At 64.7% G+C, this 17,595-nt stretch carries 16 protein-coding genes and 1 tRNA gene; 10 read left to right on the top strand and 7 right to left on the bottom strand.

Annotation, left to right across the window (positions count from 1 at the left end):
- Window positions 1-394: 394 nt before the first annotated feature.
- The 3 genes from HZI36_RS14090 to HZI36_RS14080 all read left to right on the top strand — a co-directional run bounded on the left by HZI36_RS14090 (window position 395) and on the right by HZI36_RS14080 (window position 2,442).
- The gene (locus HZI36_RS14090; protein WP_179403255.1) at window positions 395-718 is read left to right on the top strand and encodes a DUF2288 domain-containing protein; all 324 of its coding nucleotides are present in this window, start codon (window positions 395-397) and stop codon (window positions 716-718) included.
- 10 nt (window positions 719-728) lie between these two features.
- Complete coding sequence (locus HZI36_RS14085) at window positions 729-2,108, top strand: MATE family efflux transporter (protein WP_179403254.1); 1,380 nt, start codon at window positions 729-731, stop codon at window positions 2,106-2,108.
- Between the two features lie 163 nt (window positions 2,109-2,271).
- Window positions 2,272-2,442 carry a hypothetical protein gene (locus tag HZI36_RS14080; protein ID WP_179403253.1) on the top strand — a complete coding sequence of 57 codons (171 nt, stop codon included), beginning with the start codon at window positions 2,272-2,274 and terminating at the stop codon, window positions 2,440-2,442.
- A gap of 246 nt (window positions 2,443-2,688) precedes the next feature.
- Here HZI36_RS14080 and HZI36_RS14075 read toward each other — a convergent pair whose 3' ends face one another.
- Together HZI36_RS14075 and sixA are read right to left on the bottom strand one after the other, a co-directional pair.
- Window positions 2,689-3,495, bottom strand: coding sequence for a GNAT family N-acetyltransferase (locus HZI36_RS14075; RefSeq protein WP_179403252.1), 807 nt, complete (start codon window positions 3,493-3,495; stop codon window positions 2,689-2,691).
- 150 nt (window positions 3,496-3,645) lie between these two features.
- Window positions 3,646-4,107 carry a phosphohistidine phosphatase SixA gene (gene sixA, locus HZI36_RS14070; protein WP_179403251.1) on the bottom strand — a complete coding sequence of 154 codons (462 nt, stop codon included), beginning with the start codon at window positions 4,105-4,107 and terminating at the stop codon, window positions 3,646-3,648.
- A gap of 106 nt (window positions 4,108-4,213) precedes the next feature.
- On the opposite strand from sixA, the gene HZI36_RS14065 reads away from it, so the two are divergent.
- Window positions 4,214-4,290 (top strand) — tRNA-Pro (locus HZI36_RS14065).
- A 62-nt stretch (window positions 4,291-4,352) separates the two neighbouring features.
- Here the strand turns inward: HZI36_RS14065 and HZI36_RS14060 are convergent.
- Window positions 4,353-4,634 (bottom strand): helix-turn-helix transcriptional regulator, encoded by a 282-nt coding sequence (locus HZI36_RS14060; protein ID WP_179403250.1) that lies wholly within the window; start codon window positions 4,632-4,634, stop codon window positions 4,353-4,355.
- A 3-nt stretch (window positions 4,635-4,637) separates the two neighbouring features.
- On the bottom strand, window positions 4,638-4,955 hold the full coding sequence (locus HZI36_RS14055; RefSeq protein WP_179403249.1) for a type II toxin-antitoxin system RelE/ParE family toxin: 318 nt from the start codon (window positions 4,953-4,955) through the stop codon (window positions 4,638-4,640).
- A 458-nt stretch (window positions 4,956-5,413) separates the two neighbouring features.
- On the opposite strand from HZI36_RS14055, the gene fusA reads away from it, so the two are divergent.
- Window positions 5,414-7,462: an elongation factor G gene (fusA, locus tag HZI36_RS14050; protein WP_179403248.1), complete on the top strand. Its 2,049-nt coding sequence runs from the start codon at window positions 5,414-5,416 to the stop codon at window positions 7,460-7,462.
- A 240-nt stretch (window positions 7,463-7,702) separates the two neighbouring features.
- Complete coding sequence (gene rpoD / locus HZI36_RS14045) at window positions 7,703-9,655, top strand: RNA polymerase sigma factor RpoD (RefSeq protein WP_425485241.1); 1,953 nt, start codon at window positions 7,703-7,705, stop codon at window positions 9,653-9,655.
- Between the two features lie 109 nt (window positions 9,656-9,764).
- On the opposite strand, the gene HZI36_RS14040 is transcribed toward rpoD, so the two are convergent.
- Together HZI36_RS14040 and infA are read right to left on the bottom strand one after the other, a co-directional pair.
- Window positions 9,765-9,968, bottom strand: coding sequence for a cold-shock protein (locus HZI36_RS14040; RefSeq protein WP_059610410.1), 204 nt, complete (start codon window positions 9,966-9,968; stop codon window positions 9,765-9,767).
- Between the two features lie 145 nt (window positions 9,969-10,113).
- Window positions 10,114-10,380 carry a translation initiation factor IF-1 gene (gene infA, locus HZI36_RS14035; RefSeq protein ID WP_179403247.1) on the bottom strand — a complete coding sequence of 89 codons (267 nt, stop codon included), beginning with the start codon at window positions 10,378-10,380 and terminating at the stop codon, window positions 10,114-10,116.
- 795 nt (window positions 10,381-11,175) lie between these two features.
- Between infA and HZI36_RS14030 the strand changes: the two genes are divergently transcribed.
- The 3 genes from HZI36_RS14030 (at window position 11,176) to HZI36_RS14020 (ending at window position 13,642) form a co-directional block, all read left to right on the top strand.
- Window positions 11,176-11,664 carry a TadE/TadG family type IV pilus assembly protein gene (locus HZI36_RS14030; RefSeq protein WP_179403322.1) on the top strand — a complete coding sequence of 163 codons (489 nt, stop codon included), beginning with the start codon at window positions 11,176-11,178 and terminating at the stop codon, window positions 11,662-11,664.
- A gap of 178 nt (window positions 11,665-11,842) precedes the next feature.
- Window positions 11,843-13,102 (top strand): pilus assembly protein TadG-related protein, encoded by a 1,260-nt coding sequence (locus HZI36_RS14025; protein ID WP_179403246.1) that lies wholly within the window; start codon window positions 11,843-11,845, stop codon window positions 13,100-13,102.
- Between the two features lie 99 nt (window positions 13,103-13,201).
- Window positions 13,202-13,642: a hypothetical protein gene (locus HZI36_RS14020; protein WP_179403245.1), complete on the top strand. Its 441-nt coding sequence runs from the start codon at window positions 13,202-13,204 to the stop codon at window positions 13,640-13,642.
- A gap of 73 nt (window positions 13,643-13,715) precedes the next feature.
- Here HZI36_RS14020 and ppx read toward each other — a convergent pair whose 3' ends face one another.
- A complete protein-coding gene (gene ppx / locus HZI36_RS14015; RefSeq protein WP_179403244.1) occupies window positions 13,716-15,230 on the bottom strand; it encodes an exopolyphosphatase in 1,515 nt (504 codons plus the stop codon).
- Between the two features lie 271 nt (window positions 15,231-15,501).
- Here ppx and ppk1 point away from each other — a divergent pair, with 271 nt between their 5' ends.
- Window positions 15,502-17,565 carry a polyphosphate kinase 1 gene (ppk1, locus tag HZI36_RS14010; RefSeq protein WP_179403243.1) on the top strand — a complete coding sequence of 688 codons (2,064 nt, stop codon included), beginning with the start codon at window positions 15,502-15,504 and terminating at the stop codon, window positions 17,563-17,565.
- Window positions 17,566-17,595: the final 30 nt, after the last annotated feature.

Genomic DNA, 17,595 nt, shown 5'->3' with positions numbered 1-17,595 from the left:
CGTTTGCTCGCGGCACCGACGCGCCGCATGCGGCGCGCGCACGGCGGTGCCGCTCGTTCAACGCTTGCGGAGGCGGCCGCTCAGACGGCCGGAGAGAGGATCGACCCGGCGCGCGAACCTCACCAGCGCGCCGATACCGATCAGGCTGAGCCCCGTGGCGATCAAAAACCCACTCATGGTCGTATCGGAATAGTTGGGCCGATGATACGCATCATTTCCGAATCGCGCACAGCGCATTCGCCCGCGCGGACGTCCGAATCTTCCCTAGGATACGCGCGCTTTCTCCGTCCGCGCCCGTGAAAATCCGGTGCCGCGCCACGTTCGATGCACGCGCACCGGGCGCGCGACGCGATGGTTTATAGTGGCGCTCACACGCCGTTTTTTTCCGAATCCGATGTCCGAACACGAATCCCCCACCCCGGGCGCGTCGCATAGCCCGCACTACGCGAAACTCCTCGGCGAAACCGCCAAGATCGACTGGTGCGACCTCGAACGCTTCTTCGCGCAGGGCAAGCTGCTGTCGGTCGCGCGCGATCTCGATCTCGTCAGCGTCGCTGAAGCGATCGCGAACGACGACGCCGACCAGATCACCCGATGGCTCGCCGCCGGCCACGTCAGCCGGATGCCGGCCGAGACCGCGCGCGATTACGCCGAGCGCAATCCCGAACTGTGGGCGGTCGTCGTGTCGCCATGGGTCTGCGTGCAGGCACGCACCTGACGCGGCCGCCATGTCCGAATCCGCGTCATCCTCCGCCGCCGCGCCACGGCCGGCGGCCGCGTCGCACCGGCGCGTGCTTGCGCTCGCGTTCCCGATCGTTATCGCGAACCTGACCCAGCCGATCCTCGGCGCCGTCGACACCGCGGTCGCCGGCCATCTCGACGGCGCGCAGTTCCTCGGCGGCGTCGCACTCGGCGGGCTGTTCTTCAATTTCGTGTTCTGGGGTTTCGGCTTCCTGCGGATGGGCACGACCGGCCTCGTCGCGCAGGCGCACGGCGCGCGCGACACGAACGGCATCCGCCTGAACGTGCTGCGCGCGCTCGCCGTCGCGTTCGTGCTCGGCATCGCGGTGCTCGCGCTGCAGGCGCCACTCGTGTCGTTCGCGCTGACCGCGCTCGGCGGCAGCGACGCGGTGCGCGCGACCGCGCACGCGTACTGTCGCGCACGGATCTGGGCCGCGCCGTTCGCGCTCGCGAACTACGTCGTGCTCGGCTATCTGCTCGGTGTGCAGCGCGTGCGGCTCGCGCTCGTCACACAGGTATTCATCAACGCCGTGAACATCGTCGCCGTGCTGCTCTACGTGTACGGATTCGGCTGGGGCATCGCCGGGATCGGCGCGGCGACCGCGACCGCCGACGCGTGCGGCTTCGCGCTCGGCGCGTGGCTGCTGTGGCAATTGCGTCCGCGCGGGCTGCCGCCGCTCGTGCCGCGCGCGCTGCTCGACCGCGCGGCGCTCGAGCGTCTCGTCGTGCTCAATCGCGACATCTTCATCCGGACGCTGTGCCTGCTGGTCGTGTTCGGCTGGTTCGCGCATCTCGGCGCGAAGCAAGGCGACGCGACGCTCGCGGCCAACGCGCTGCTGCTGAATTTTCAGACGTTCATGGCATACGGCCTCGACGGCTTCGCGCACGCGGCCGAGGCGCTCGTTGGCGCGGCGGCCGGCGCGCGCGACCGCGCCGCGTTCCGGCAGGCGGTGCGGATCACGCTGTTCTGGTCGGTGCTCGGCGCGCTCGGGTTCTCGCTCGTCTACTGGATCGCCGGCAGCTGGATCGTCGCGGGCCTGACCGATCAACCCGCGGTTCGCGCGGTCGCCGACCGCTACTTGCCGTGGGCCGTGGTGTCGCCCATCGTGTCGGTCTGGGGTTTTCTGTTCGACGGCGTGTTCATCGGCGCGACGCAGACGCGTTCGCTGATGCGCGCGATGGCCGCGTCGTCCGCGGTGTTCGCCGCGGCAACGCTCGTGCTCGCCGCCCCGCTCGGCAATCACGGCCTCTGGCTCGCGCTGCTGCTGTTCATGGCCGCGCGCGGCGCGACGCTCGCGCGCTACCTGCCCGCGCTGTCGGCCAGCGTCGGCGTCGACATCGACGCGTCGCCCGCGCACGCGACGTAGCGCCAAAATGGGCGAAAGCGGACAAACGCGTGCGAAAGCACGCGGACGCCGCCCGCGCCGACGAGGTCCGACCCCGGCTTTTCGCGCGATTGCCCCTACGAAAAGCGATTGCAGTTGTCCTAATATGTACAGCATGGCGCTTTGCCGAGTGAAGGAGGCTGCCATGACTGCTGAAGAAATCGCCGGCCTGGTCGGCCTGCTCGTCGGTGTGATGGTTCTGGTGGCGCTGTCCGTATTCGAATCGCATGAATACAAGCGTTCGCACGGCGGCGAAGGGATAGTCCACCACTGGATGGCGGAACACCATCTGCTCGACTGGCGGCACCGGCACTGAGCCGGGCGCGCCGCCCTCCCCGATCCGACTTTTTACGCACGCCGAAGCGCGTGGCGTGATGATGTGCCGCGCGTGCCGGCGGGAGCCGGCATGTGCGTTGCGCACCGCGATCGGACTGGATATTCGTCCGGACGCCTGACGTCCTGAACATGCCGCCGCGCGGCATCGCGCCGCGTGGCGGTGTACTTGTGCGCGCGCGGCCGCCCGGGCGCGCGCGCCGCTTTGCCGAAAGGCAAGCGGAAACGCTCAGCCGAGGAAGTGGCGGGCGTAGCGCGCGTTGATGTCCGACAGGCGGAACAGCGTCAGGAAATCCGCGCAGTTGAAGTCGGGATCCCACGCGGGCGCGCCGCAGATCTTCGCGCCGAGACGCAGATAGCCCTTGATCAGCGGCGGCGGCGCGACGGCGGTGCCGGTCTGCAGGTCGTCGACCGGCAGCGGCGTGTGCGCGAACGCGCGATATTCGGGCGCGGTCAGCGCGCTCGCGGACAGCGACTGATAGAGGTTCGCCGCATAGTGGCCGCCGTCGGCCATCGACACGCTCGCGCAGCCGAGCATCGTCTCGTAGCCGTTCTGCATCATGTACGCGCCGAGGCCGCCCCAGAGCGCCATGATCACGGCGCCGCTGCGATAGTCGCGATGCACGCACGAGCGGCCGACCTCGACCATCTTGCCGCGCAGGTGCGTGAGACGCGACAGGTCGAATTCGCCTTCCGCGTACAGGCGGCCGATACGCGCGGCCTGATGCGGCGGCAGCACGCGATAGGTGCCGACGACTTTCAGCGTATCGAGATCGCGCACGAGCAGATGGTCGCAATAGGCGTCGAACGCGTCGACGTCGAGGCCGGCGGGGCCGCCGACCTGCGCGCCCATCTCGTCGGCGAACACGTTGTAGCGCAGGCGCTGGGCCTCGCGCAGTTCGTCTTCGGTGCGTGCCCACGCGGCACGCAGACGATATTCCGACGTGACGGTTTCAGCCGCGCGCGGCAGATGGCGGCGCGTCGTGTCGAGGGGCAGCGAGGCGAAGGGGAGCGTAGGCGTCGGCAGTTCTCGCATTAGGCTTTCCTGATCGTAAGGAATAGGACGACATGCCCGCCAATGTAGTAACCGGCCATGACGCTCGCATGGCAAAACGGTGTCCTTTCAATGACATGTCGCCAACCTGACTTGACGGAAAGCCCTCCGAAACAATCGGATGAATGGGAATCAGACGAGATCCGGCGAGATCACCGCCCGCAGGATCGCCTGCCGGTCGCCATCGCGCGCGCGGCTCGCGAGCCACACGATGCCGCCTTTTTTCACGCTCCAGCTGTCGGCGCTGCCGGTGATCAGGTGCGCGGCGACGCTGCCGAGCGTCGGCTGGTGCCCGACGATCACGACGGTCGGCGCGATCCCGTCGGGCCAGCCGGCGGCGGTCAGCACGTCATCGACGGTGGCGCCGGGCGAGAGCGAGTAGTCGGTCCGGTACTGGTCGGTCAGCGACTCGGCGGTCTGCACGGTGCGCGCGGCGGGGCTCGCGATGATCACGTGATTGCTCTCGAGCCGGCTACGCAGCCACTTCGCCATCGCCTGCGCATCCTTGCGACCGCGGCCGGTCAACTGGCGCGCGAGATCGCACGTCGCATCCTCCTCGGCTTCCGCGTGGCGCCACAAGATCAGGTTCATCATCGTCGTCTCTCCGTCCGGAATGGGAAGCGCCACGGCTCGGATCTGGCGGCGCGGGCGCAAGGAATTTGACCAGGTGTGATATTAAGCGATAGAATCATCGATTCGTCGGAGCGTAGCGCAGCCTGGTAGCGCATCTGATTTGGGATCAGAGGGTCGTAGGTTCGAATCCTATCGCTCCGACCAAGGGAATCAAGGGGTTACACGCCATTGGCCTGTAACCCCTTTTCTTTTTTCTGGACAAGGCGCTAGCGCGCCGCCTCAAGCCGCACCACTGCACGACTCCCTGTCGCCTCGGCGTAACGGGATAACGTGCGCAGCGACGGTAAAGTCCGCCCGCTCTCCATCCGCGCAATGGTCGATTGCGTCGTCTGCATCTTCTCGGCCAGTTGTTCCTGCGTCAGTCCGGCACGCACCCGCGCCGCGATGAGCTCGCGCGCAACGGCAAATTCCGGCGCCTGCGCGTCATACTCGGCTTTGGTTTTCGGATCCGACAACAGACGCTTTTTCAAGGTCGCGAGGGCGGTCATCTCTCAATCCTCCTTCATTCGTGCGCGGGCCGTCTCAATCGCACGGCGCGGCGTCTTTTGCGTCTTTTTGACGAAGATGTGCAGCACAGTCAGACGCTGCCCCGTCTGCGTGACATAGATCGCGCGCGCGATGCCATCCCGCCCCGTCATACGGATTTCCCATAGTTTGGCCTCGAGCGGACGAACATGGGGCATCCCTACACGTTGCGGCCCGAATTCGACCAGCATCTCAGCGATGTGAAGGAAACGAGCGCGCATATCCTCGGGCAGGGACATCAATTCGGCTTCAGCCTGAGGTAAAAGATCAATATGCCACGCCATCAGTTTATCTCTTTTTTGCTATAAACGCACGCTGCTACGCCATTGCCGACGAACGCTGTCGGACGCACGATCAGGCAGCCCCCCAGGATCGTCACGTTGTCGGCGTCGGATCGAGTCAGCAGATCAAGGCGCTCGCATTGACCGCCGGGAACCCCCAATCCGATTGACGTTCACGCTGCTGGTTCCTCCCTTTCAATGCCTCAAGCTGACGCATGGCAAATATCGGAGGGTTAAACGGTCAAGGCAGTGTTGGTCTGGGTATCAGCCGCAGGAATGAGCCAGGCCTCTGCAACGAGATCGACGCTCTCCCATCGAGCCAGCATGGTCTCGCCAACCCGCGTCGGCCAGGAAAACATTGGCCGGATGGCGACCAGCCCGCCCCTCCACTCACCACCTACGGCAAATCCCCCATTTTTCGCCAATAATGGCTAAGTACCCACTGCTGGACGATGGCGGCCATGAATGACAGCCCCGAAGCCATTCGTACTATCGCCCTGGTCGGGCACGCCGGATGCGGAAAGACGTCGCTTGCCGAAGCGCTGCTGCACCAGGGCGGCGCCCTGCACGCGCCGGGCAGCGTGAACCGCGGCACCGCGCTGTGTGATTTCGATCCGCTCGAGCGCAAGTATCACCACTCGCTCGGCTCCGCCGTCGCCCACTTTCACTACCACGACACGCGCATCTATCTGCTCGACACGCCCGGCTATCCCGACTTCGCCGGCCTGGCGATCAGCGCGCTGCCCGCCGTCGAAACGGCCGCGATCGTGATCAACGCCCGCACCCGCATCGAATTGACCACGCGCCGGATGATGGCGTACGCGCAGCAACGCGAACTCTGCCGGATGATCATCGTGAACGGCATCGACGGCGAGAAGGTCGATCTTCCGGGGCTACTGGCACAGATTCAGGCGACGTTCGGCAACACATGCCTGCCCATCAATCTGCCCGCGCGGGGCGGCAGTGACGTGGTGGACTGTTTTTTCAACCCGGCGGGCGAAGCCGACTTTCATTCGGTGGAAGCCGCGCACAATGCGCTCATCGACCAGGTGATCGAACTCGACCCCGAATTGATGGAGCTCTATCTGGAACAGGGCGAAGCCATCCGCCCGGAACAACTGCACGCGCCCTTCGAGCGCGCGTTGCGCGAAGGCCATCTGGTGCCGGTCTGCTTCACATCGGCGGCCACCGGCGCCGGCGTCCCCCAGTTGCTCGACGTGTTCGTACGACTCCTGCCCAATGTCACCGAAGGCAACCCGCCCCGCTTCTACCGCGAAGTCGACGGACGGGTGACGACCATGCATGCGGAGCCTGTCGCCGGCAAGCACGTGCTCGCGCATGTATTCAAGATCGCGATCGATCCCTATATCGGCAAAATGGCCGTGTTCCGCATCCATCAAGGCACGGTGGTGCGCGATGGCCAGCTCTATATCGGCGACGGGCGTCAGCCGTTCAGGATAGCCCGCCTGTTGATGCTGCAGGGCAAGGAACACACCGATATCCTGCGAGCCGGGCCCGGCAATATATGCGCTGTCCCGAAGGCCGACGAGATCGGCTTCGACGCCGTGCTGCACGACGCCCCCGAAGACGGCAACGTCCACCTCACGCCACTCGATTTCCCCACGCCGATTTATGGCCTCGCGATCGAGCCGGCGCGCCGCGGCAACGAACAGCGTTTGTGGGAGGTCCTGCAAAAGCTCGCGGCCGAGGATCCGTGCCTGCTGATCGAGCACCCGGCCGGCACCAACGAGACCGTCGTGCGCGGGCTCGGCGAGCTGCACGTGCGCTTCATGCTCGAGCGGCTGACGGACCAGTACAAGCTCGAAGTCATCACGAGGCCGCCGACCATCGCGTGGCGGGAAACCATCGTCGGCAAGGCGGAGGGCCACTACCGGCACAAGAAGCAAACCGGCGGCGCCGGCCAGTTCGGTGAAGTCATGCTGCGCGTGGAGCCGCTGCCGCGCGGCGTGGGGTTCGAGTTCGTCGATGCCGTCAAGGGCGGCGCGATTCCATCTCAGTTCATTCCGGCGGTCGAAAAAGGCATCCAGCAGGTCATCGAGAGCGGGCCGCTGGCGGGCTTTCCGATGCAAGACGTGCGCGTCACCGTATTCGACGGCAAGAGCCACCCGGTCGACTCGAAAGAAGTGGCTTTCGTCACGGCAGGCCGCAAAGCCTTTATCGACGCGGTGCTGAAAGCCCAGCCGATCGTGCTCGAACCGATCGTCGACATCGAGGTGGTCACGCCCGAAGCGACGATGGGCGACATCATCGGCGACCTGTCCGCGCGCCGCGGGCAGGTGCATGGCACGCGCACGGCCGGCGGCGATGCGGTCGTCATTGCGGGAAAGGTTCCGCTCGCCGAACTCGACGACTACCAGTCGCGCCTGAATGCGATCGCGAGCGGACACGGCGGTTACAGCATCCAGCTGAGTCATTACGACCCCGTCCCGCCGGCCCAGCAGGAACGGCTGGCGGCGCAGCACAGGGGCCGGGGCGAAAACGCCGAGTAACCTGGTGTTCGCCGCATATTGCACCGCACAACAATATCCGGTATCATTTAGGATTCCCCATTCTGCGCACACTGAATTCCGCGAGAGGCATTCCGGCCTCGACTGCCTGTGCGCCGTTCCACGATTTCGTTCGCGCCCCGACAGGCAAGCTGGCCTGCCGACCTGCGCACGACGATCGTCGGTCAATCTGTCGAGGAGAATATATTGGCAAATCCCGTTCGCGACGATTCAGCATCCCGCATGGTTGCGGTCACGTCGAAGACCGGCCGTCGCGCCCCAAAGGGAAAGCCCCAGGCCGTAGCAACACCGCCGGACGCCGCGTCGATCGCGCGTCAGGACGATGAGCGTCAACGCCAGATGCGCGCACTGATCGCGCTGGGCCGTGAGCGCGGTTATCTGACCCACGCTGACATCAACGATCACCTGCCCGACAATTTCGCGCAAACGGCTGCGATGGAAACGATCGTCAGCACGTTCGGCGATATGGGGGTGGCCGTCTACGAGCAGGCGCCGGACGCCGAGACGCTCCTGCTGAACGGCACCACGGCTGCCGTGGCATCCGACGATCAGGCGGACGAGGAAGCGGAAGCCGCCCTGTCGACCGTCGATTCCGAATTCGGCCGCACGACCGATCCGGTCCGGATGTACATGCGTGAAATGGGGGCCAGCGAGTTGCTGACCCGCGCCGGCGAAATCGAGATCGCAAAGCGAATCGAAAGCGGCCTGCAGGACATGATTCAGGCGATCGCGGCGTGCCCGTCCGTCGTTTCCACGATTCTGGCCGATGCGGACCGCATCGTCGCCGGCGAACTGCGTATCGACGAACTGGTCGATGGCATCAGCATTGCCGTGGATGAAAGCGAAATCACGGCAGGGTCCGACGAAGCGCCCCCGGAAGTGGACGCCGCCGACGCCGACCTGGACGGTGACGACGCCGAAACGGACGCTGGGGATCCCGAGAAAGCGAACGCAGCCCGCCTCGAAGAACTCACCCACGACAGTCTCGCGATTTTCGCGCGCGTGCGCGCGCTGTTCGAGCAGTTGCCGGATGCGCCCGTGACCGGCAAAGCCCGTTCCGCGGCCGTTGCGCAAATGCGCGCGGAGATCCAGCACGAACTGGCGCCGATCCGCTTTACCGCCAAGGCCATCGACCGCCTGTGCGCCAGCGTGCACGAGCAAGTGACCGAGATTCGCGCGATCGAGCGCGGTATCCTGGAGATCGCCGTCGACCGTTGCGGCATGTCGCGCGAGTCGTTCGTCGAGTCGTTCCCGGGCCACGAAACCGACCTCGAATGGACGAGCCGCGCGGCGGCAGCTTCGCGGCAGCATGGCGCGGCGCTCCTGCGGCATCTGCCGGCCATTCAGGCCGGGCAGCAGAAACTCATCGACATCGAGGCGCGGGTCTCGCTGCCGCTCCAGCAACTCAAGCAGATCAATCGTCAGATGAGTGCCGCGGAATTGAAAATGCGGCAGGCCAAGCGACAAATGATCGAAGCGAATCTTCGCCTCGTCATCTCGATTGCCAAGAAATACGTGAACCGCGGCATGCAGTTCCTGGATCTGATCCAGGAAGGCAATATCGGCCTGATGAAGGCGGTGGACAAGTTCGAATACCGGCGCGGCTGGAAGTTCTCGACGTACGCCACCTGGTGGGTCCGGCAGGCCGTCACGCGTGCGCTTGCCGATCAGGCGCGGACGATTCGCGTGCCGGTGCACATGATCGAGGCGATCAACAAGCTGAACCGCATTTCGCGCGAACTGCTGCAGCAGACGGGGCAGGAAGCGCATCCGGCCGTTCTCGCCGAGCGCATGGAGATGTCCGAGGAAAAAGTGCGCAGCATCCTCAGGGTCGCGAAGCAACCCGTGTCGCTCGAAACGCCGGTGGGCGACGATGCCGACGCGACGCTCGGCGACATGATCGAGGATGTCTCCGCGAGCTCGCCGGCCGAGGCCGCCATTCACGCGAACATGCGTGCGGCGATCGATGAGGCGCTCGACGAGCTGTCGCCGCGCGAGGCCAAGGTCCTGCGGATGCGATTCGGGCTCGATATGACGTCCGACCACACGCTTGAAGAGGTCGGCCGGCAGTTCGACGTGACCCGCGAGCGGATCCGTCAGATCGAGAGCAAGGCGATGCGCAAACTGATGCAACCCAGTCGCGCCGACAAGTTGAGGCCCTTCCTCGATCGCTGAGCACACGCGAAAAGGGCGCGCCGTCTTTCGACGGTGCGCCCCAGTCCGCAGCGATCACTCGACAGGCTGATCGCTGCGCCGACAGGCCGCGCGAGCGGCCGCGGATCCCTTACAGCGGCTTGATGTTCGCTGCCTGCTTCCCCTTGGGGCCCTGCTTCACGTCGAAGCTGACCTTCTGGCCCTCTTGGAGCGACTTGAAGCCGCTTCCCTGAACTTCGGAGAAGTGCGCGAACAGGTCATCGCCGCCGTCGTCCGGCGTAATGAACCCAAAGCCCTTCGTATCGTTGAACCACTTGACGGTACCAGTTGCCATTTTTTGAATATTCCAAGAAAACGAGTTGTAGACGACGTCACCGGCCTGCGCCAGACGTGCGGCTACCTTGTATCACAGGTCGACCATCGCCGACAATCCGATTTTCAGGTGGCGCCGACTCGCGGCACCACGACATCGCACGCCATCAACGACGGCGAGTCGACGGACCGCGTGCCGCGCCGCCGCTCCGCTCGTCCTTGTGACGGAAATTGATCCGTCCTTTCGTCAGGTCGTACACCGACAATTCGAGGGTGACGCGATCGCCCGCCAGAATGCGGATGTGATTCTTGCGCATGCGCCCGGACGAATAGGCGCCAACGACAACGCCATTGTCGAGCGTGACGCGGTAGCGGCTATCCGGAAGGACTTCGTTCACGATGCCATCAAGTTCAAGCAATTCTTCTTTCGCCATGCGTAACTCCTGATCAATGGGGCGTAAACGTGTTCCCGCGCGCAGCAACCAGCAGAACGGCCGACGGGGTCAACCGCGTGCCACGGTGGCGGGCAGGCCGGAAAGCGTTGCGCGTCGCGCGCGGGCAGAGAGGAAGGCATTACCCCGCCCCAACGGGCGCGGAACCCAGCCGTCCGGTTACACGGATACGGTGAATGGAAAACACGTAGGCGCCGCGTCGGCGTCACGTGCATGAAGGAGGTGTCGAAGATGTTGGGGACACGCCGGCCGATTCAGCCGACACTACTATTGCCATCCTCTAATTGCGCATGATTATGCGCCAAATTCACCCGATTGACCAGCAAAAACTTCCATCGCCGGCGATCTCGATGAGGCACGATGATCAATGTCGCGGGCAAGAGGCGCCTGGCCGCTCGTGCTCCGGCTCCGTTGCCGCCCTCAACCGGTTTCCAGCCTGAATCAAATTCTCGGCTCCGCCGACTCGCGAAGTCCCCGCTCCGCTCGGTATGACGTCGCAGCCGGCAATCGCCACCGCGCCGACGGTCGAAATCGAAGGGTCAATCGCCGCCCCCGTTTCAAACCTGAAACATCGACCCGCGCCCTAAATGATCCGTGCACGCCTGCTGCGTCGACTGCCGCGCCGTACCTCGATTTCGCCGAATTGGCATGATCCCTGCTCGTACGAGCCGCAAAGGAAGACCAAGACGTGGATGGGAAGCGAGCGAACTCGCCCCATCCGGACAATTCAATAAGCTCGGGGAGCCGCTGATGAGAGCGTTTGCGCATACCAACAGCATGATTGCCCATGCAGCGGGCGGCTCGCACCGCGCATGCTCGAGGCGGCGCGAGACGGGGGCGGCGGTCGTCGAATTCGCGATCGTGCTGCCGCTGCTGCTGCTGCTGTTCTTCGGGATCGTCGAATTCGGCCTGATGCTCTACGACAAGGCCGTGATCACCAATGCGAGCCGGGAAGCGGCACGGGCAGCCGTCGTGTATAACCCGTTGGCGACGCCTCCTTATCCGTCGACCTCCACGATCGGCACGAATGAAACGACCAATGTGTCGACCAATCTGATCAGCCTCGGCTCGAATGGCAAGCCCAGCGTCACCTTCCCCTCAACGTGCGTCAATACCGGCGATGCGCTGACGGTGACGGTGAGCTACACGTACACCGGCCTGTCGATAGGCAAGGGGCTGATCATGGGCACCTCGATGAATCCTTTGGCCAGCACGTCGAACAATTCACTCACGATGTCGGCAACGACGACGATGCGGTGCGAATGATTTCGAGTTGACGTTCGGACTACGCGAGTCGGATTGGCGCTCGACGGAGAGATCGAATGACGTCCTCATCGGAATGGGGCGTCATTTGGTTCGCGGCGCCGCGAATCGTTTCAGTATCGATACATTTTCGAATGGCGCGTCAGTCTCGAACCAGAGCAAAAGCGCGTGCGGGGGAGCCATGAAAAGCAGACCGAATATCGGCATGCCGAAATCAGCAGTCGGAGCGCAGCGTCGGCAACGCGGCGCGGTAGCCGTGATGACTGCGTTGTTCATGGCGGTGCTGCTGGCCATTGCGGCATTCGTGATCGACATCGGGCGGGCTTACGTCGTCAGGAACGAGCTGCAAAATGCCGCCGATGCGGCGGCCCTGGCAGGGGCCGAATGTCTTAATCCCAACAGCGCCTGCGGAAACGCGACGGCCAGCGGGCCGGACTTCACGACCGCCGCGACGAAGGCCACCGCCTACATTCCGGAAAACTCGGCGGTCAACGTCGCGCTCCAGACCGGCCAGGTCACGACCGGGGGCTGGAATCCGGCCTCGCCGGCCGGCGGCGTGACGGCCGCTCCCGTGACGTTGAGCGCCAGTCAGCTTCCAGCGGTCAGCGTCACGATCAGCGAGGCCGGTAAGGACAACAACGGTCCGCTCACGCTCCTGTTCGGCCAGTTCGTCGGAAAGACCACGCTTCCGATCTCGGCGACCGCGGTCGCGACGGGCGGATACATCGCGCAGGGACATGGGTTCCCGATGGTGATCAACGAGTGTCTGTACAACAAACTCTCCCAGCTCTGGGATTCGACCAACAACGCACCGCTGAATGTCCCCGCCTCTCAAGACGGACAAACGCTCAGCTCGATCAACCCCACACTTTGGGGCACCGATCAGAATTTTCCGCAGATCAAGAATTTGCCCTACATTATTCAGATCAACTCGTCATACAACAACACCTCATCCACTGGCTGCAACGCCGGACAATGGACCGAGATGATTTATGACACCAGCGACAATGGCGGCGCCAACCTGATCAAAAATTATGTTTCGGGTACTACGGCAACGCCGCCCGTCAGCATCGGGTCGAGTATATTCATCGACGACGGCAAGAAGGACAGCGCGTTCGGAACGACCGACGCCTGCAGCGAATACGACGGCACTGGCACTTGCGGTTACGAATTGTTCCCGATCATCAACCAGCAGCCGATACCGACAGGCACCAATGCCACCGTTGTCGGATTTGCGTGCCTCGAAATCTTCTCGGCCCAGCAAGGGAATTCGGTCAAAAGCAAAAATCCGTATTTCGGCAAGGGTGGAACGTATACGTACCCTTCAGGCAGTTACGTCGCGGTCCAACTCGTGGCCAACAGCGCCAACAAATGCCCGACCGGCGGCGTCGGCCTGAACCCCGGATATGGCACTTACGGGCCAGTGCGTCTGGTGCAATAGCTGTCTTTACATTCATTCAGCGCGGAAAGGACAAACCGCCGAACACCTATTCGAACTGCCGGAACACGCGATAATAGGCAAACTCACCGCCTATTGCGCATGAAACATCCGATTCGCACCGCCCTGCTCTGCGCGTTGCCGGCCTTGGCCGTCCTGATTGCCGCCCCCTCGGCCGCCGCCAAATCGATCGACGACGGCCTCGACTGCCACAGCACCGGCCACGCGTACGTCGCGCCGCTCGTCGCGGCCGGCGACATCGAGCGCGTGCCGATGCACGTCGAGGACAATTCGGTCAACGCGTTCCACACCACGCATTCGCTGACCGCCTACGGCTTCGGCGTCTACGTCGTGCTCGGCTATCAGGCGAACGACCCGCTGTTCCGCCACGGCCCCGGCATGCCGATCGGCGACTGGGCCTACGGCGTAGTCGTCAGGGGAACGAAACAAGCGGTCGAAGCGAAGGTGCGCGCGGCCGGCAGCGACGCGACGGTCGCGAGGGCATTCCCGTTCCTCACGGCGATCGTCTGCTCGTCGCCGTGACGGCCCATGCAGGTGCACACCACGGCGCACACCACGCCGCACATCACGCCGGCATCACGCGCCGGCGCCGACGTCACGCGCCGGTATAGACGACACGATACGGAATCCCGATTTTCTCCCATTCCGCCGCCTCCTGACTGAGGCTGTAGTCCGTCAGCGGATTCTGCTCGACCCACGCGCTCGGCAGCCGCACCTCGTAGCCGCCCTTCTTCATCTGCGCAACGGCGATGTCCGGCAGCCCCGTATCGGTGCGCCGCCGGCACAGCAGCGCCGCGAGCCGCAGGCAGAACAGCAGCGGCCATTCGATCTCGCGCGTCTGCGACAGCTTCGCGAGCTTGCCCGCATGCCCGAGCACGAGCGCCGCGAGCCGCGCCTGATCGGTGCGCGAAAAGCCCGGCATGTCGGCATTGCTCGCGATGTACGCGGAATGCTTGTGATACGCGCTGTGCGAAATCGACAGCCCGATCTCGTGCAGCGCCGCCGCCCAGCCGACGAACATCCGGCTCTCCTCGCGACGCTCGTCGTCCGGCTCGCCGAGCTGGTCGTAGAAACGCACCGCGAACGCGGCGATCCGGTCCGCCTGCGCGCGATCGACGCCGTAGCGCCGCGAGAAGCCCTCGACCGTCACCGCGCGCATGTCCTCGTGCTGGGTCCGGCCGAGCAGGTCGTACAGCACGCCCAGACGCAGCGCGCCGTCGGTCGTGTCGACGTAGTCGACGCCGAGCTCCTCGAACACCGCGAGCATGATCGACAGCCCGCCCGCGAGCACCGGCACGCGGTCCGGCTTCAGCGCGATCAGCTTCAGGCGGTTCACGTTCTCGGCCTTGATCAGCGCGCGCTTCAGGCGCTCGAGGCCGCCGCGCGAAATGCCGTGCGGCACGCCCGCATCGTTGAAGCCGTTCGCCTCGACGAGCTCGGCGAGCGCGCGCGCGGTGCCCGACGAGCCGATCGCCTGATCCCAGCCCGCCTTCTTGTATTCGCTCGAGATGATCTGGATCTCGCGCTTCGCGGCGAGTTCGGCCTGCCGCATCGTGTACTCGTCGACGTTGCCGGCCGGGAAGAACGTGCGGCTATGGCTCACGCAGCCGATGTAGAGGCTCTCCATCACGAGCGGCGTGTAATGCGAGCCGATGATGAATTCGGTCGAGCCGCCGCCGATGTCGACGACGAGCCGCTTGCCGGCATTCGCGGGCACCGAGTGCGCGGCGCCCGCATAGATGAGGCGCGCCTCTTCGCGGCCCGCGATCACTTCGATCGGAAAACCGAGCGCGGCTTCGGCCTCGCCGAGAAACGCCGACGCGTTCTTCGCCACGCGCAGCGTATTGGTTGCGACCGCACGCACATGATCGGGATGGAAATCGCGCAGTCGCTCGCCGAACCGCTTCAGCGCCTCCCAGCCGCGCTCCTGCGACGCGCGATCGAGCATCTTGTCGCTCGACAGCCCGGCCGCGAGCCGCACCGGCTCGCGCAACGCGTCGACAGGGTAGATGACGCTGCCGGCCGACGTCTCTTCGACTCGCCCGACGATGAGCCGGAAGCTGTTCGAGCCGAGATCCACGGCAGCCAGCAAGTGGGGAGTGTTGACCATCAAAAAGGGGCTCCGTGCGCGTTCGTCCGCGGCGGCAGACGGCCGCGACGGTCATTCGAAGCCGACATTTTAAGCGTGGATCGCTTGCGATTGTCACGTTCGGCGAAATGCGTCAAACCGAGGCGTCCATCGACGAAACATTTATGGGTCTGAAGGGTTTAGAGCGTAAAATCCAGCGCTAAATACAACGTTGTCATATGAACGTCATCAAATTGTGAGAGTTTCCGAGCGTCCCTTCGAGCCCTCCCCCGATCTTCCCTATTCATTGCCGATGTCCCTCCGCTTCCCGCTACTGAACCGCGAACTCGGCATCCTCGGATTCAACGAGCGCGTGCTCGCACAGGCCGCCGATCCGAATGTCCCGCTCCTCGAGCGGCTGCGCTTCATCTGCATCACGAGCAGCAACCTCGACGAATTCTTCGAAGTCCGGATGGCCGGCCTGCACGAGCAGATGCGCGACAATCCCGGCGCGCTCGCGCCGGACGGCATGTCGCTGCAGCACGTGTACGACCTCGTCGTCGAGCGCGCGCAACGGCTCGTGCATCGCCAATACACGATGCTGCACGAAACGGTGCTGCCCGCGCTCGAGCAGGAAGGCATCTATTTCCACAACAGCGATTCGTGGAGCGACGAGCAGGTCGAATGGGCGCGCCGCTACTTCCTCGACGAGCTGTTGCCGGTCCTGACCCCGATCGGCCTCGATCCCGCGCATCCGTTCCCGCGCGTGCTGAACAAGAGCCTGAACTTCGTCGTCGAGCTCGAGGGCCGCGACGCGTTCGGCCGCCAGGCGGTGCTCGGCATCGTGCAGGCGCCGCGCGCGCTGCCGCGGCTCGTGCGGATGCCGCAGTCGCTGTCCGGCTTCGAGCACGGCTTCGTGCTGCTGAGCACGTTCCTGCAGCGCTTCATCGGCGAGCTGTTCCCGCAACTCGTCGTAAAGAGCTGCAATCAGTTCCGCATCACGCGCAACAGCGAGCTGTTCGTCGACGAGGACGAAATCACGAACCTGCGCGTCGCGCTGCAGGGCGAGCTGCCCGCGCGCCATCTCGGCAACGCGGTGCGTCTCGAGGTGTCCGCCGACACGCCGCAGCACATCGTGCGGCGCCTGCTCGAGGAAAGCGGGCTGCGCGACAAGGACTGCTATCGCGTGAGCGGCTCGGTCAATCTCGTGCGACTGATGCAGCTGCCCGATCTCGTCGACCGGCCGGACCTGAAATTCACGCCGTTCACGTCATCGATCCCGTCCGCGATCGACAACGCGGCGTCGATGTTCGACGCGATCGACGCCGGCGACGTCCTGCTCCACCATCCGTACGAGAGCTTCCAGCCGGTGCTCGAGCTGCTGCAACAGGCCGCGAAGGATCCGAGCGTCGTCGCGATCAAGCAGACGATCTACCGTACCGGCACCGATTCGCCGCTGATGGACGCGCTGCTCGAAGCCGCGCGCAACGGCAAGGAAGTGACCGCGGTGGTCGAACTGCTCGCCCGCTTCGACGAGGAAACGAACATCAACTGGGCGTCGCAGCTCGAGGCGGTCGGCGCGCATGTCGTGTACGGCGTGGTCGGCCACAAGTGTCACGCGAAGATGGTGCTGATCGTGCGGCGCGTCGTGCACAACGGCAAGCCGATGCTGCGCCGCTATGTGCACCTCGGCACCGGCAATTACCATCCGCGCACCGCGCGGCTCTATACCGACTTCGGGCTGATGACGGCCGATCAGCGGATCTGCGAGGACGTGCACCACGTGTTCCAGCAGCTGACCGGCATCGGCGGCGAACTGACGCTGAACGAACTGTGGCAGTCGCCGTTCACGCTGCATCCGCGCATCATCGACTCGATCCGCGTGGAGATCGAGAACGCGCGCGCCGGCAAGCGCGCGCGCATCGTCGCGAAAATGAACGCGCTGCTCGAGCCGTCCGTGATCACCGCGCTGTATGAAGCGTCGCAGGCGGGCGTGAAGGTCGACCTGATCGTGCGCGGCGTCTGCGCGCTGCAGCCGGGCGTGCCCGGGCTGTCGGAGAACATCACGGTGCGCTCGATCGTCGGCCGCTTCCTCGAGCATCACCGAATCTACTACTTCCACGCGGACGGCGAGGAAAACGTCTATCTGTCGAGCGCCGACCTGATGGATCGCAACCTGTTCCGCCGCGTCGAAGTCGCGTTCCCGATCCGCGAGCGCAAGCTGAAGCGCCGCGTGATTCAGGAAGGCCTGTCGGTGTGCCTCGGCGACAATCAGTCCGCGTGGCTGATGCACAGCGACGGCCACTATCGGCGCCGCCGTGCCGGCAAGACGCCGCGCAGCGCGCAGCTCGGGCTGCTCGCGAAGTTCTGCTCGTAGTTCTGCTGTAGTTCTGCTCCCCCCGGCCGC

This window comes from Burkholderia guangdongensis (assembly GCF_013403875.1).
GTDB classification, from domain to species: Bacteria; Pseudomonadota; Gammaproteobacteria; order Burkholderiales; family Burkholderiaceae; genus Burkholderia; species Burkholderia guangdongensis.
This window is presented reverse-complemented; position numbering and strand designations above follow the sequence as displayed.

What these genes read in the sequence shown, in the direction of transcription:
- HZI36_RS14020 (WP_179403245.1), top strand. Translation starts at nt 13,202, where the DNA reads ATGAAACATCCGATTCGCACCGCCCTGCTCTGCGCGTTGCCGGCCTTG.
- HZI36_RS14055 (WP_179403249.1), bottom strand. Translation starts at nt 4,955, where the DNA reads ATGGCGTGGCATATTGATCTTTTACCTCAGGCTGAAGCCGAATTGATG.
- rpoD (WP_425485241.1), top strand. Translation starts at nt 7,703, where the DNA reads ATGGTTGCGGTCACGTCGAAGACCGGCCGTCGCGCCCCAAAGGGAAAG.
- fusA (WP_179403248.1), top strand. Translation starts at nt 5,414, where the DNA reads ATGAATGACAGCCCCGAAGCCATTCGTACTATCGCCCTGGTCGGGCAC.
- HZI36_RS14040 (WP_059610410.1), bottom strand. Translation starts at nt 9,968, where the DNA reads ATGGCAACTGGTACCGTCAAGTGGTTCAACGATACGAAGGGCTTTGGG.
- HZI36_RS14030 (WP_179403322.1), top strand. Translation starts at nt 11,176, where the DNA reads ATGATTGCCCATGCAGCGGGCGGCTCGCACCGCGCATGCTCGAGGCGG.
- infA (WP_179403247.1), bottom strand. Translation starts at nt 10,380, where the DNA reads ATGGCGAAAGAAGAATTGCTTGAACTTGATGGCATCGTGAACGAAGTC.
- HZI36_RS14025 (WP_179403246.1), top strand. Translation starts at nt 11,843, where the DNA reads ATGAAAAGCAGACCGAATATCGGCATGCCGAAATCAGCAGTCGGAGCG.
- sixA (WP_179403251.1), bottom strand. Translation starts at nt 4,107, where the DNA reads ATGATGAACCTGATCTTGTGGCGCCACGCGGAAGCCGAGGAGGATGCG.
- HZI36_RS14060 (WP_179403250.1), bottom strand. Translation starts at nt 4,634, where the DNA reads ATGACCGCCCTCGCGACCTTGAAAAAGCGTCTGTTGTCGGATCCGAAA.
- ppk1 (WP_179403243.1), top strand. Translation starts at nt 15,502, where the DNA reads ATGTCCCTCCGCTTCCCGCTACTGAACCGCGAACTCGGCATCCTCGGA.
- HZI36_RS14085 (WP_179403254.1), top strand. Translation starts at nt 729, where the DNA reads ATGTCCGAATCCGCGTCATCCTCCGCCGCCGCGCCACGGCCGGCGGCC.
- HZI36_RS14075 (WP_179403252.1), bottom strand. Translation starts at nt 3,495, where the DNA reads ATGCGAGAACTGCCGACGCCTACGCTCCCCTTCGCCTCGCTGCCCCTC.
- HZI36_RS14080 (WP_179403253.1), top strand. Translation starts at nt 2,272, where the DNA reads ATGACTGCTGAAGAAATCGCCGGCCTGGTCGGCCTGCTCGTCGGTGTG.
- ppx (WP_179403244.1), bottom strand. Translation starts at nt 15,230, where the DNA reads ATGGTCAACACTCCCCACTTGCTGGCTGCCGTGGATCTCGGCTCGAAC.
- HZI36_RS14090 (WP_179403255.1), top strand. Translation starts at nt 395, where the DNA reads ATGTCCGAACACGAATCCCCCACCCCGGGCGCGTCGCATAGCCCGCAC.